This is a genomic window from Hydrogenophaga palleronii NBRC 102513, from assembly GCF_001571225.1.
GTDB classification, from domain to species: Bacteria; Pseudomonadota; Gammaproteobacteria; order Burkholderiales; family Burkholderiaceae_C; genus Hydrogenophaga; species Hydrogenophaga palleronii.
The window spans coordinates 39,727-52,271 of record NZ_BCTJ01000028.1; the positions used below are offsets into that span (position 1 = coordinate 39,727).

12 protein-coding genes are annotated in these 12,545 nt (G+C 69.5%); 8 read left to right on the forward strand and 4 right to left on the reverse strand.

Annotated elements, in window-relative coordinates; all coding sequences use genetic code 11:
• Nucleotides 1-9: 9 nt before the first annotated feature.
• Nucleotides 10-921 (reverse strand): helix-turn-helix domain-containing protein, encoded by a 912-nt coding sequence (locus HPA01S_RS17225; protein ID WP_066272000.1) that lies wholly within the window; start codon nt 919-921, stop codon nt 10-12.
• Nucleotides 922-1,058: 137 nt separating this feature from the next.
• On the opposite strand from HPA01S_RS17225, the gene HPA01S_RS17230 reads away from it, so the two are divergent.
• The 5 genes from HPA01S_RS17230 to HPA01S_RS17250 are packed head-to-tail and all read left to right on the forward strand — an operon-like array spanning nt 1,059 to nt 5,785.
• Nucleotides 1,059-1,901, forward strand: a complete 843-nt coding sequence (locus tag HPA01S_RS17230) for an SDR family NAD(P)-dependent oxidoreductase (protein ID WP_245638685.1) — start codon at nt 1,059-1,061, stop codon at nt 1,899-1,901.
• A gap of 30 nt (nt 1,902-1,931) precedes the next feature.
• A complete protein-coding gene (locus HPA01S_RS17235; RefSeq protein WP_066272001.1) occupies nt 1,932-3,713 on the forward strand; it encodes an FAD-dependent oxidoreductase in 1,782 nt (593 codons plus the stop codon).
• Nucleotides 3,703-4,038 (forward strand): NIPSNAP family protein, encoded by a 336-nt coding sequence (locus tag HPA01S_RS17240; RefSeq protein WP_066272002.1) that lies wholly within the window; start codon nt 3,703-3,705, stop codon nt 4,036-4,038. Before HPA01S_RS17235 ends, HPA01S_RS17240 begins: the two co-directional genes overlap by 11 nt.
• Before the next feature lie 30 nt (nt 4,039-4,068).
• On the forward strand, nt 4,069-5,079 hold the full coding sequence (locus HPA01S_RS17245) for a Bug family tripartite tricarboxylate transporter substrate binding protein (protein WP_066272003.1): 1,011 nt from the start codon (nt 4,069-4,071) through the stop codon (nt 5,077-5,079).
• 22 nt (nt 5,080-5,101) lie between these two features.
• The gene (locus tag HPA01S_RS17250; protein WP_066272004.1) at nt 5,102-5,785 is read left to right on the forward strand and encodes an EthD family reductase; all 684 of its coding nucleotides are present in this window, start codon (nt 5,102-5,104) and stop codon (nt 5,783-5,785) included.
• A gap of 10 nt (nt 5,786-5,795) precedes the next feature.
• Here the strand turns inward: HPA01S_RS17250 and HPA01S_RS17255 are convergent, their stop codons facing one another.
• Nucleotides 5,796-7,049, reverse strand: coding sequence for a spore maturation protein (locus HPA01S_RS17255; protein WP_066272017.1), 1,254 nt, complete (start codon nt 7,047-7,049; stop codon nt 5,796-5,798).
• A 189-nt stretch (nt 7,050-7,238) separates the two neighbouring features.
• On the opposite strand from HPA01S_RS17255, the gene HPA01S_RS17260 reads away from it, so the two are divergent.
• Nucleotides 7,239-7,673 (forward strand): VOC family protein, encoded by a 435-nt coding sequence (locus HPA01S_RS17260; protein WP_066272005.1) that lies wholly within the window; start codon nt 7,239-7,241, stop codon nt 7,671-7,673.
• 53 nt (nt 7,674-7,726) lie between these two features.
• Here the strand turns inward: HPA01S_RS17260 and HPA01S_RS17265 are convergent, their stop codons facing one another.
• Nucleotides 7,727-8,236, reverse strand: a complete 510-nt coding sequence (locus tag HPA01S_RS17265) for a hypothetical protein (protein WP_245638686.1) — start codon at nt 8,234-8,236, stop codon at nt 7,727-7,729.
• A gap of 86 nt (nt 8,237-8,322) precedes the next feature.
• A complete protein-coding gene (locus HPA01S_RS17270) occupies nt 8,323-9,240 on the reverse strand; it encodes a LysR family transcriptional regulator (RefSeq protein ID WP_066272019.1) in 918 nt (305 codons plus the stop codon).
• A 120-nt stretch (nt 9,241-9,360) separates the two neighbouring features.
• Here HPA01S_RS17270 and HPA01S_RS17275 point away from each other — a divergent pair, with 120 nt between their 5' ends.
• Both HPA01S_RS17275 and HPA01S_RS17280 read left to right on the forward strand, forming a co-directional pair.
• Nucleotides 9,361-11,373, forward strand: a complete 2,013-nt coding sequence (locus HPA01S_RS17275) for an acetoacetate--CoA ligase (protein WP_066272006.1) — start codon at nt 9,361-9,363, stop codon at nt 11,371-11,373.
• Nucleotides 11,374-11,432: 59 nt separating this feature from the next.
• Nucleotides 11,433-12,413: a Bug family tripartite tricarboxylate transporter substrate binding protein gene (locus tag HPA01S_RS17280; RefSeq protein ID WP_169801549.1), complete on the forward strand. Its 981-nt coding sequence runs from the start codon at nt 11,433-11,435 to the stop codon at nt 12,411-12,413.
• Nucleotides 12,414-12,545: the final 132 nt, after the last annotated feature.

Consider the following 12,545-nt stretch of genomic DNA (forward strand, 5'->3'; position numbering starts at 1 on the left):
TGGCCTGGCTCAACCCTTCAAGCCCGACCCGCGCGCCAGCTCGCGCTGGGCCTGCGTGCGAAACAGCGTGGGTTGGTGTCCGGTCTGCTTCTTGAACAGGCGGCCGAAGTAAGCCTCGTCGGCAAAGCCCAGTTCGGCGGCGATCTGCTTGATGCTCAGGGTCGAGTACACCAGCTGCCGCTGCGCCTCATGCACCACGCGGGCGTTGATCACATCCAGCGGTGACATGCCCAGCACATCGCGGCACAGGCGGCCCAGCTGGCCGGGTGTCACACCGAGTTCGTCCGCGTAGTTCGCCACCGGCCAGCGCTGCTTGAAGCGCTCGTCCAGCAGCATGCGGAAGCGTTCGATCTGCGCCGCTTTGCGCGAGCGCTCGTGCTCGCGTTGGGAGCCGCCGTTTTCGCTGATGCGCGCCAGCTGCACCATCAGCGCCAGCAACAGCGGCATGCCCGAACCCGACTCGCCGGCGGTGTGCATCTTGGCCTCGCGCCCGATCGATGCGTACAGCGATGCCAGGGCCTCGGCGTGGCGGCTGCGGGGGTCGACTTCCAGCACGGCGGGCGTGCGGATGTAGCGCAGCAGCTCGGGTGCGGCCACGGCCGCGATGGACTCCAGCGGCGTCTGCGCGGCGGTGACCACCGGGCCGTCGGCATCGGGATGGAAGCTGAAGCCGTGCACCGACTGCGCCGGCGACAGCACCACGCAGGGCGGCCGCAGCACCCACCGCGCGCCGTCCATGACCGCGGTGCCACCGCCGTGGGTGAGGTACAGCACCTGGATCAGGGCCTCGTGCACATGGGGCTCGATTTCCCAACCAAACAGGCTGGAGCGCTCCGGAATCACCTCGTGGTGCACCAGGCCCGCCCACGCCGGGGCCAGGCTGTCGGCGCCGTAGAGCTCGAAGCGGGGAATGGTTTTCATGGGCTGGCGGCGGCGCCGGTGTGTGTCGGATGGGCGGTCGAAGAATGCACGAATTGTCCGGTTCTCTGCCGAGATTGTCTATTGTTGGCAGCCCCTCCAGAACCGAAGATTCGAGCCCCACAGAGGAGACCGACTCAATGAACACAAACATCTCGATCGACGGGACGGAGAAAATGTCCGGCTCGGCCGACTGGCTTGGCCTGGCCGGCCAGGTCTGCGTCGTCAGCGGCGCGGGCAGCGGCATCGGCGCGGCAATGGCGCAAGGCCTGGCCGCCGTCGGCGCCCGGGTCGCACTGCTCGACCGGGATGTCGCCGCCGCGCGGCGCGTGGCGGCACAACTGACCGGCAAGGGCGCCGTGGCCCTGGCCGTCGAATGCGACATCGCCGACGAGGCCGCCGTGGCGGACGCGGCGAAGACCGTGCGGGCCGAACTCGGCGCCTGCGACGTGTTGATGAACAACGCCGGCATGTTGCGCGCGGCCAGCCTCGAAACCGTGACGGTCGCGCAGTGGAACGAGGTGCTGGCCGTGAACCTCACGGGCTACCTGCTCTGCTCGCGCGAATTCGGCCGCGACATGCTGGAGCGCCAGCGCGGCAGCATCGTGCACGTGGCGTCCATCGCCGCGCTGCACCCGCAAACCCAGAGTGGCGCGTACAGCGCCAGCAAGGCCGGCGTGCTGCTGATGTCCAGGCAGATGGCGGCGGAATGGGGGCCACGCGGCGTGCGCAGCAACGCGGTGTGCCCCGGAATGATCCGCACCGCGCTGTCGGCCAGCTTCTACGCCGAGCCCGGTTTTGAAGCGCGCCGCGCCGCGGTCACCGCCAGCCGCCGCGTGGGCGAGCCGGAGGACATCGCCAACCCGGCCATCTTCCTCGCCAGCGGGCGCTCCAGCTACCTCAACGGCGCGGAGATCGTGGTCGATGGCGGCCTCGACTGCATGTTGATGGACATGGTTCCCCGGCCCGGCTTCAACGACTGAGCCTTCCCCCCGCACCTCCAGGAGACTTTGATGAGCAACACACCATTGACCCAGGCCATCGAATGCGATGTGCTGGTGATCGGCTCAGGCGCAGGCGGCCTCTCGACCGCCATCACCGCGGCCAAGCACGGCCTGAACGTGGTGGTGGTCGAGAAACACGAGCACTTCGGCGGCACCACCGCGTTCTCCGGCGGCGTGCTCTGGATTCCCGGCCACGCCAAGAACCCGGCCGGCACCCCGAAGGACAGCCGCGATGCGGCGGTGACCTTCATGCGCGACCAGACCGGTGGCTTCTACGACGAGGCCGCCATCCAGGCGTTCCTCGACACCGGCCCGGAAATGGTCGAGTGGTTCGAGCGCGAAACCGAAGTCAAGTTCGTGCCCACGCTGTACCCCGACTACCACTCCGACGCGCCCGGCGCCGTGCCGGTGGGGCGCTCCATCCTGGCCGCTGCCTACGACGCGCGCGGGCTGGGCAAGGAGATGCGGCGCCTGCGCGCACCGCTCAAGACCATCACCTTCATCGGCATGATGTTCAACTCGTCCAACGCCGACCTGAAGCACTTCTTCAACGTCACCAAGTCCGTGTCGTCGGCCTGGTACGTGGGCAAGCGGTTGCTGAGCCACCTGAAGGACCTGGCGCTGTACCGCCGCGGCGTGCAGATCACCAGCGGCAACGCGCTGGCCGCACGGCTGGCCAAGAGCTGCTTTGACCTGGGCATTCCGATCCACACCGGCACGGCCGCACGCAAGCTGCTGCGCGACGACGCCGGCGTGACCGGTGCGCTGGTGCAGGGCGAGCGAGGCACCTCCATGCGCATCACCGCGCGCCGTGGCGTGGTGCTGGCCTGCGGCGGTTACCCGCACGACCTTGAACGCACCCGCCAGAGTTACCCCCACCTGCAGCGCGGCGGTGAGCACCACTCCCCGACCCCCGAGGCCAACACCGGCGACGGCCTGAAGCTGGCCGCCACCACCGGCGCCCGCATCGACATGCGCTTCCCCGGCGTGGGTGCCGCGGCATGGATGCCGGTGTCCCGCGTGCCCGTGGGCAACGGCCGCTTCGGCATCTTCCCGCACCTGCTGGACCGCTACAAGCCCGGCATCATCGGCGTGCTCAGCACCGGCCGGCGCTTCACCAACGAATCGAACTCGTACCACGACGTTGGCGCCGCCATGATCACCGCCTGCGAAGGGCTGAAGGAAACCGCGATGTGGCTGGTGTGCGATACCGCCACCATCCGCAAGTACGGCCTGGGCTACGCCAAGCCGGCACCGCTGCCGCTGGGCGGCCTGATCCGCAGCGGTTACCTCATCAAGGGCAAGACGCTGGAAGAGCTGGCGACCCGCGCCGGCATCGACCCGCAGGGCCTGGTGGCCACCGTGCGCGAATACAACCAGGGCGCCGAGCACGGTGCGGACCGGCAGTTCGGCCGCGGCACCACGGCCTTCAACCGCTACCTGGCCGACCCGGCGCACAAACCCAACCCCTGCGTGGCGCCGGTGGGTGACGGCCCGTACTACGCGGTCAAGGTCTTCATGGGCGACCTCGGCACCTTCGACGGCATCCGCACCACCCTGGAAGGCCAGGTGCTCGACGCCCAGGACGCGGTGGTCCCGGGCCTGTTCGCGGTCGGCAACGACCGGGCCAGCATCATGGGTGGCAACTACCCGGGCGCGGGCATCACCCTCGGCCCCAACATGACCTTCGGCTACATCACGGGCCGTTTCCTTGCGGGCATTCCGCTGGCATCGCAGGCCGCCCCGGCGCCCGCGGCACAGAACACGCAGGAGGTGGCCCATGTCGCATAAGGCCCTGGTCGACCACCGCATCTACACGATCCGCCTGCGCAAGATGGGCGAGTTCCTTGAGGTCTTCAACCGCCTCGCCATGCCGGTGCTGCAAGAGACGCTCGGCCACCCCATCGGCTTCTGGACCTCCTGGGTCGGACCGCAAAACCAGTTCGTGCACCTCTGGGGGTACGACGACCTCGCCGACTACGAGCGGCGTTCCCAAGCACGCGACGCGCACCCCGCCTTCCCGGCGTACCTCGCTGCGTCCGAGCACCTGATCCTGTCGCAGGAAACCCGGCTGATCCGTGCCGTCGATCTCGCCGTTCTGAAACCAAAGGCCTGAAGGCCAACAACCATCCCAAGGAGACAATTCATGCGCACATCCCTCTCGTCCCTCTCGTCCTTTGCGGCGTCCTCGCGCCGGCACCTGATCGGTGCCGCAGTGGCCGCCCTCGCACTGGGCGCCGCCGCGCCCGCGGCGGCACAGGCCGCCTGGCCCTCCAAGCCGGTCCGCTTCGTGGTGGGCTTCGCCGCCGGCGGCACCACCGACATCATGGCCCGCGTCATTGCGCAGCCCCTGGGCCAGGCCCTGGGCCAGCCCATCGTGGTCGACAACAAGCCCGGCGCCAGCAGCAACATCGCGGTGAACGAAACCGCGCGCGCCGCGGCCGACGGCTACACCTTCATGGTCGCGCCCATCTCCATGCAGACCGCCAACCCGTACCTGTTCAAGCCCGCGCTGAACCCGCAGCGTGACCTGCAGCCGGTGATCAGCCTGGGCTTCTCGCAGCTCTACCTGGTGACCAACAAAGACCTGCCGGTGAAGACCGCAGCCGATCTGGTGCAACTGGCCAAGGCACAGCCGGGCCAGCTGAGCTACGCCTCCGGCGGCGCCGGCACGCAGATGCACCTGGTCGGTGAGCTCTTCAAACAGCAGGCCGGCATCGACACCGTGCACGTGCCCTACCGCGGCGCCGCGCCCGCCATGCAGGACGTGCTGGGCGGCCAGGTGGCCTACTACTTCGACCCCGCCATCGCCTTCGGCGTGGTGCGCGAAGGCCGCGCCAAGCTGCTCGCCGTGACCGGCGCCAAACGTTCGCAGTTCTTCCCCGAGACGCCCACCCTGACCGAACTCGGCATCAAGGGCGTCGAGCTGGGCAACTGGTTTGGCGTGTTCGCCCCGGCCGGCGTGCCGCAGGAAATCGTGGAGCGCATGTCGCGCGAAATCGGCAAGGCCCTGGCCCTGCCCGAAACCAAGCGCCGCTACGCCGAGCTCGGCACCGAGCCCGATGGCCAGAACGCCACCGCCTTCCGCGCCATCATCGACGCCGAAACCAAGCTGCTGTCCAGGCTCATCAAGGAACGCAACCTCACCGTGGAGTGAGGCCAGCAACAGCGGTGCCGGCATGATCTTCCGCTCGGCCATCTTCAGCCGCCGCCCGGGCCTCAGCGAGGCCGGGTTCGGCCACCACTGGCTGACGGTCCACGGCGAGCTGGCGCGCCACATGCCGGGCGTGCACCGCTACCGGCAGAACCACATCGTCGAGCGCCTGTACGAGCTGCAGCCCTTCCCCTGCCATGAGGTGGGCGGCATCTCGCAGCAGTGGTTCGACGACGTGGCGGCCATGGAGCGCTGCGAGCGCTCCGACGCCTACGCGGCGGTCAAGCGCGACATTCCGAACTTCCAGGGCGCGATCACCATCCTCGTGCTGCAGGCCACCGAGTTGCTGGCCCCGTCGCCTGCGACACACGCAGCCCATGCGGCGAAGCTGCTGGTGCTGGCGCGCCGCCAGGCCACCACGCCGGACGACAGCATCCTCCTGCCGCAACTGCGCGTTGCCGCGTTGCGTGCGGACGGTCCGGCACCGCTGCGTTATGTGCAGAACCTGGTGATCGACCGCGCCCACCCCGTGGCCGCCGGCGTGCCGCAAGGCCAGGTGCCGGTGGACGCCATGGCCGAGATGTGGTTTGCGGACCGCGCCGCCCTGCGCGCCTGGGCCACGTCGCGCAGCGGGCAGGCCTTCCTGCACGGCCCGGCGCTGCTGGACACCCTCGGCGTTTACGCGGTGGAAGACATCACCATCGTCTGATGGGGCCGGCTCAGCGCAGCATGGCGTAACCCACGCCGATGGCCGCCACCAGGCCCACCGCGTCGGCAAACAGGGCACAGGCCAGCGCGTGGCGCGCGTGCTGCACGCCGACGCTGCCGAAGTACACCGCCAGCACGTAAAAGGTGGTTTCGGTCGAACCCTGCACGATGGCCGCCAGGCGGGCGGCGAACGAATCCACGCCGTGCACCTGCATCACGTCGATCATCAGCCCGCGCGCACCCGCGCCCGACAGCACCTTCATCAGCCCCACCGGCAGCGCCGGCAGGAAGTCGGTGTTGAAGCCCAGCGCCGCCACCGCCAGGCCGATGCCCGACATCAGGTAGTCCATGCAGCCGGCGGCGCGGAACACGCCGATGGCGATCAGGATGGCGATGAGGTACGGCACGATCTGGATCGCCACGCCAAAGCCTTCCTTGGCGCCGTCGATGAAGGCGTCGTAAACGTTCACACGCTTGAACGCGCCGGCCAGCACGAACAGCATCACCACGCTCAGGATCACGCCCGCCCCGGTGGCGCCGGCCACGCGCGCGGCCTCTTCCGCCGGCAGGCGGGCCAGCGCCGTCACCGCCGCCGCCAGCAGCCCACCCACCGCCAGCACCGGCAGCAGGAAACGCGCGCGCCACAGCGGCAGGCGCTGGCACACCGCCACCGCCAGCACGCCGGCCAGCAACGAGATGAAGGTGACCAGCAGCACCGGCAGAAAGATGTCGGCGGCGTTGAAGCCGGCCCCCAGGCCCTGCTTGATCGCCATGCTCTGGCGAATGGCGATCACCGAGGTCGGGATCAGCGTGAGCCCTGCCGTGTTCATCACCACGAACATGATCTGCGCGTTGCTCGCCGTGCCGGGCGCTTCGGTGTTGAGCGTCTGCAGCTCGCGCATGGCCTTCAGGCCCAGCGGCGTGGCGGCGTTGTCCAGGCCGAGCAGGTTGGCCGAGATGTTCATGGTCATCGCGCCCTGCGCAGGGTGGCCCTGCGGCACGGCCGGGAACAGGCGCCGCAGCAGCGGCCCGGCCAGGCGCGCGAGCAGCTCGATCATGCCGGCGCGTTCGCCCACGCGCATCAGCCCGAGCCACAGCGCCATCACGCCGGCCAGGCCGAGCGAGATCTCGAAGCCGGTGCGCGCGCCGTCGAACATGGCGGTCATCAACGCCTGCAGGATGGCGTGTTCGCCAAGCAGCCAACGCACCACGGCGGTGGCGAACGCCACGGTGAAGAAGCCGACCCAGACCCAGTTGAGTGCCATGGAGAGCGATGGTAGCGGGTGGCGCGGCGCCACCAACGCGGTGGCGGGCATCGTGCCGTTCGTCGTGCGCGGCGCGGCCGTGTCGATACCGGCCCATCATGTTCGTCGTGGAGAGGCAAGCCAGCCACCGGGTGCATCCACCCGGCGTGGCGCTCGCGCCCTCCTCCACTGTTCTCAGGAGAACCCACCATGTCGATCCAGCTCGCCGCCTACCTGTCTTTCGACGGCACCTGTGCCGAGGCCATGCAGTTCTACGCCAGGCTGCTCAACGCCAAACTGGAGGTGCTCATCACCTACGGCGAGATGCCGGCCTGCGACGAACCGGTGCCAGCCGCACACGCCGGCCGCATCATGCACGCCTACCTGGTGCACCCCGACTTCGTGCTGATGGCGGGCGACACACCGCCCGGCCAGCCCTTCAGCGGCATGCAGGGCGTGATGCTGGCCATCACCTTCCCCACCGTGGCCGAGGCCGAGCGGGTTTTCAAGGCGCTGGCCAAGGACGGCAAGGTGACCATGCCGCTGGGCGAGACCTTCTGGGCCGAGACCTTCGGCATGGTGACCGACCGCTACGGCACCGCCTGGAGCATCAACGGCGGCGCCAAGGAAATGGAGAAGAAGTAAGAAAGCCAGAGCGTCGGCCAGGCGCGCGGCGCGCGGCCGCGCTCAGCCCTCGCTCAGCCCTGTATCTGGCCTTCGGTCAGCGTGTCGAGCTGGAAGCGGCCGCTGCGGTCCCACAGCCAGGTGTCCACGTACTGCACCGTGCCGAAGCCGGGCGGCGACGGGAACGGCGATGCCTGGCGCACCAGGCGCTCGATCTCGGCCATCACCTCGGGCGCGTGGCTGGGGCCACGCAACCAGCGCGTGGAACCCACGCGCCCACCAACGCGCACCTCCACCTCCAGCACGCCGATGGCGTACAGCATGGGCGGCAGTTGGCCCTTGAAGATGCGGTCCGGGTACTTGCGGTAGATGTGCGTGGCGGCTTCGCGCCGGTAGGCCGCGCTGGCGGGTGCGCGGCCCGGCAAGGGGCGGCTGCCGCAACCGGCGGCCAGCACGCCGGCACCCGCGGCGGCGGCCCAGGCCAGCAGCCGGCGGCGCTGTTCGAATGCGGTGTGGGAGAGCGCGGCGCCAGGGGCATTCAGCGCGGGGGAATCGGTGTGAGGGGCATGGAGGTGTACAGACATCGGGGCATTACAACAGCCCGCCCGGGCCGGCACAAGCCGCCGCAACACCCGCTTACCGCTGTGGCAGCCAGGGCTCAGGATCGCCCTCAGGCGCTCGGCACGAAACCGTGGTGCAGGGTCAGCTGCTCGCGCATGGCCTCGATGAAGGCCGTCACGCGCGCCGGGCGGTGGCGGCCCGGCAGCAGCGCCACGTGAATGCCCACCGGCGCCAGTGACCATTGCGGCAGCACCCGCACCAGCCGGCCCGAGGCGAGGTCGTCGCGGCACATCCAGGGCGCGGCCGACCCGATGCCCGCGCCGTTGAGCGTGGCGCGGTAACTGGCCGGCAGGCTGGGCGTGCGAAACGGCGTGTTCAGCGTCACCAGCCGCGTGGTGCCGTCGCGCCGCACCAGTTGCACCGTGCCCACCACATGCGCGTCCAGCCCCACGAAGGGCAGCCTGGGCAGGCGCGCCAGCGTCACCGGGCCGATGCGTTCGAGCAGCTCGGGCGTGGCCACCAGCACACGCGCCACCGTGCCCAGGGTGCGGCAGACGATGTCCTGGTCGGGCACCCGGCCGACGAACACGCAGCACTCCGCGCCCGAGGCGGCCAGGTCGGCATAACCCTCGGCCAGTTCCAGCTCCACGCGCAGCCGCGGGTGCTCGGCCATCAGCTTGGTGAGCGCATCGGTGAGGAAACTGGCGCCGTAGCCCACCGGGCCGATCACGCGCAGCGTGCCCTCGGGCCGGCTCTGGCGGCCCTTGAGCCGGTCGGACAGGCCGGCCCAGCGTTCACCCAGTTCACGCGCTTCCACCAGCAGGGTCTGGCCTTCGTCGGTGAGCGAGAAGGTGGAGGTGGTGCGGTTCACCAGCTTGCTGCCCAGCAGCGATTCGAGTTCCACCAGGCGCCGGCTCACGGTGGGCTGCGTGCTGCCCATCTGGCGCGCAGCCTTGCTGAGCGAGCGCGCTTCGCTGATGCGCAGGAAAGTGTCGAGCAGTTCCAGCCGGTCGTAAGTGGTCTTCATGCGCACGGTGTATATCACCTCCATCGCCTATGCGTCTAGCAAGCCATGGCGAGTTTGCGTACCGTGGCGCTTTTCCCCGACCGGCACGCACCGGATTCACACCGCACCAGGAGACCGCGCTTGAGCACCGCCCCCCACGACGCCAACACCGCCGACACATCCAGCGCGCCCGCCACGCTCTGGTCGCCCAGCGTGGCCGATCAGGCGGCCAGCCGCATCGCGCACTACCAGCAGTGGCTCGAACAGCGCCACGGCCAGCGTTTCGACGATTACCAGGCCCTGTGGCAGTGGTCGGTGGACAACCTCGATCTGTTCTGGCGCGGCATCTGGGACTACTTCGAGGTGCAGGCCGACGGCACGCCCGAGCCGGTGCTGGCCAGCCGCGCCATGCCCGGCGCACGCTGGTTCCCCGAGACCCGCCTCAACTACGCCGAGCACGTGTTCCGCCATGCCAGCAGCGAGCGGCCGGCACTCATCGTGCGCACCGAAGGCACTGCCGTGCGCGAGGTGCCCTGGGCCGAGCTGCAACGGCTCACCGGCGCGTTTGCCGCCACACTGCGCGCGCATGGCGTGCAGGCGGGTGACCGCGTGGCCTCCTACCTGCCGAACCAGCCCGAAACCGTGGCCGCCTTCCTGGCCTGCGCCAGCATCGGTGCCATCTGGTCGAGCTGCGCGCCCGACATGGGCCCCTCGGTGGTGTTCGACCGCCTGAGCCAGATCGAACCCAAGCTGCTGCTGGTCACCGACAGCTACCGCTACAACGGCAAGGTGCACGACCGGCGCGACACGGTGCAGCAGCTGCTCGACCGTCTGCCCAGCGTGGCCACCGTGGTGCACGTGCCCGGGCCGCTGGCCGACGAACAAGCGCTCGGCTGGCGCAACCGCATCACCTGGCAGGCCGCCACGCAGGAAGACGCCGCGCTGCGCTTCGAGCGCCTGCCGTTCGACCACCCGTTGTGGATCGTGTATTCGTCCGGCACCACCGGCCTGCCCAAGGCCATGGTGCACGGCCACGGTGGTGTGGTGCTGACCCACCTTAAGACGCTGGGCCTGCAGCACGACCTGCGCGTGGGCGACCGCATGCTGTTCCTGGGCGGCACCGGCTGGATCGTCTGGAACCTGCAGATCGGCGCCCTGCTGACCGGCGCCACCACCGTGCTCTACGACGGCAACCCGGCCTGGCCCGACGACGAGGCGCTGTGGCGCTTCCTGGACGAACAGAAGATCACGCTGTTCGGCTGCGGCGCGGCCTTCCTCATGAACTGCATGAAGCGCGGCCTGCGCCCGCGCGACTTCGCCGCCATGCCCGCGCTGCGCGCCATCAACTCCACCGGCTCGCCACTGTCCATCGACGCCTACCACTGGGTCTACGAAGCGGTGAAGAGCGACCTCTGGCTGGCCTCCATCAGCGGCGGCACCGACATCGCCTCCGGCTTCGTCGCCTGCGCGCCCACGCTGCCGGTGGTGGCCGGCGAGATCCAGTGCCCCGAACTCGGCGTGGCGGCCTACGCCTACAACGACGCCGGCCAGCCGGTGCAGGACGAAGTGGGCGAGCTGGTCATCACCCAGCCCATGCCCTCGATGCCGCTGTACTTCTGGAACGACGCCAACGGCCAGCGGTACCACGAGAGTTACTTCGACACCTTCCCCGGCGTCTGGCGCCACGGCGACTGGGTCCGCTTCACGCCCAGCGGCAGCGCGGTGATCTACGGCCGTTCGGACAGCACCATCAACCGCTTCGGCATCCGCATGGGCACGGCCGAGATCTACCGCGTGGTGGAAGAGATGCCGCAGGTGCGCGACAGCCTGGTGGTGGACCTGGAGTACCTGGGCCGGCCGTCCTTCCTGCCGCTGTTCGTGGTGCTGCAGCCCGGCGACGTGCTGGACGACGCGCTCAAGGCCGCCATCGCCGACCAGATCCGCACCAAGGCCTCGGCGCGCCACGTGCCCAACGCGGTGTACGCGGTGGACGAGATCCCGCGAACGCTCACCGGCAAGAAGATGGAAGTGCCGGTGCGCAAGCTGCTGCTCGGCATGCCGGTGGACAAGGTCGCCAGCCCCGACGCCATGGTCAACCCGCAGAGCCTGGACTTTTTCGTCCGCCTCGCGGTGGACCTCAACACCCCGGCCTGAGCCGTTTCGTTTTCCCCGTCCGCTCTTTCACGACACCCACAACAGAGACAAACCGCATGATGCAACGCCGCCAACTCACCCGCCTGGTCCTCGCCCTGGGCGCCGCCCTGCTGGGCACCGCCCCCGCGCTCGCGCAACCGGCCTACCCGGCCAAGCCCATCACCATCGTCGTGCCCTTCGTGCCCGGCGGCCCGGTGGACGTGATGGCGCGCACCCTGGGTGATGCGCTGTCCAAGTCGCTCAACGTGGCGGTGGTGGTGGACAACCGCGCCGGCGCAGGCGGCAACGTCGGCAGCCAGTACGTGGTGCGCGCACCGGCCGACGGCTACACCCTGCTGATGGCCACCGGCAGCATCCTGAGCATCAACGAAGCGCTCTACCCCAAGCTGGCCTTCAACCCCGCCAAGGACTTCGCGCCGGTCTCGCTGGTGGGCGACATGCCGCTGATCTTCACCGTCAACACCTCGGTGCCGGCGAAGAGCGTGGCCGAGCTGGTGGCGCAGGCGAAAGCCAAACCCGACAGCCTGCTGCTGAGCTCGCCCGGCAACGGCACCACGCCGCACCTGGCCACCGAACTGCTCAAGCGCGAAGCTGGTGTGACCCTGGTGCACGTGCCCTACAAGGGCGGTGCCGAGTCGGCCACCGCCATCCTGTCCAACCAGGTCACCGGCGGCATCGAGTCGCCACCGGCCGTGCTGCCGCACATCCGCGCCGGCAAGATGCGCGCGCTCGCCATCGCCGGCCCGGAGCGCCTGGACAGCCTGCCCGACGTGCCCACCACCACCGAAGCTGGCCTGCCCGGCCTGCAGATCGTGAGCTGGTTCGGCCTGGTCGCCCCGGCCGGCACACCGGCCGCCATCATCAACAAGCTCAACCAGGAAACCGTGGCCGCGCTCAAGACCGACGAGGTGAAAGCACGCTTCGACCGCCTCTCCATCCGCCCCATGGGCAGCACCCCCGCCGCCCTCGCCACGCTGGCACAACAAGACCGCGTGAAGTGGGGCCAGATCGTCAAAGCCTCGGGCGTGCGCCTCGACTGAGCAGCACACACCCAGCCAACCAACCAACAGCCCGCCGCGCGGGCTGTTTTCATTTCAGGGGTTCAGCGACACAGCAAGACCCGCAACGAGAGAGGCTACGCCCACGAGGGGCATCCAGGGTCCGGCTTCGCC

Bases quoted from the DNA above. Each gene is read 5' to 3' on its own strand.
- HPA01S_RS17225 (WP_066272000.1), bottom strand. From the start codon at position 921: ATGAAAACCATTCCCCGCTTCGAGCTCTACGGCGCCGACAGCCTGGCC.
- HPA01S_RS17230 (WP_245638685.1), top strand. From the start codon at position 1,059: ATGAACACAAACATCTCGATCGACGGGACGGAGAAAATGTCCGGCTCG.
- HPA01S_RS17235 (WP_066272001.1), top strand. From the start codon at position 1,932: ATGAGCAACACACCATTGACCCAGGCCATCGAATGCGATGTGCTGGTG.
- HPA01S_RS17240 (WP_066272002.1), top strand. From the start codon at position 3,703: ATGTCGCATAAGGCCCTGGTCGACCACCGCATCTACACGATCCGCCTG.
- HPA01S_RS17245 (WP_066272003.1), top strand. From the start codon at position 4,069: ATGCGCACATCCCTCTCGTCCCTCTCGTCCTTTGCGGCGTCCTCGCGC.
- HPA01S_RS17250 (WP_066272004.1), top strand. From the start codon at position 5,102: ATGATCTTCCGCTCGGCCATCTTCAGCCGCCGCCCGGGCCTCAGCGAG.
- HPA01S_RS17255 (WP_066272017.1), bottom strand. From the start codon at position 7,049: ATGGCACTCAACTGGGTCTGGGTCGGCTTCTTCACCGTGGCGTTCGCC.
- HPA01S_RS17260 (WP_066272005.1), top strand. From the start codon at position 7,239: ATGTCGATCCAGCTCGCCGCCTACCTGTCTTTCGACGGCACCTGTGCC.
- HPA01S_RS17265 (WP_245638686.1), bottom strand. From the start codon at position 8,236: ATGTCTGTACACCTCCATGCCCCTCACACCGATTCCCCCGCGCTGAAT.
- HPA01S_RS17270 (WP_066272019.1), bottom strand. From the start codon at position 9,240: ATGAAGACCACTTACGACCGGCTGGAACTGCTCGACACTTTCCTGCGC.
- HPA01S_RS17280 (WP_169801549.1), top strand. From the start codon at position 11,433: ATGCAACGCCGCCAACTCACCCGCCTGGTCCTCGCCCTGGGCGCCGCC.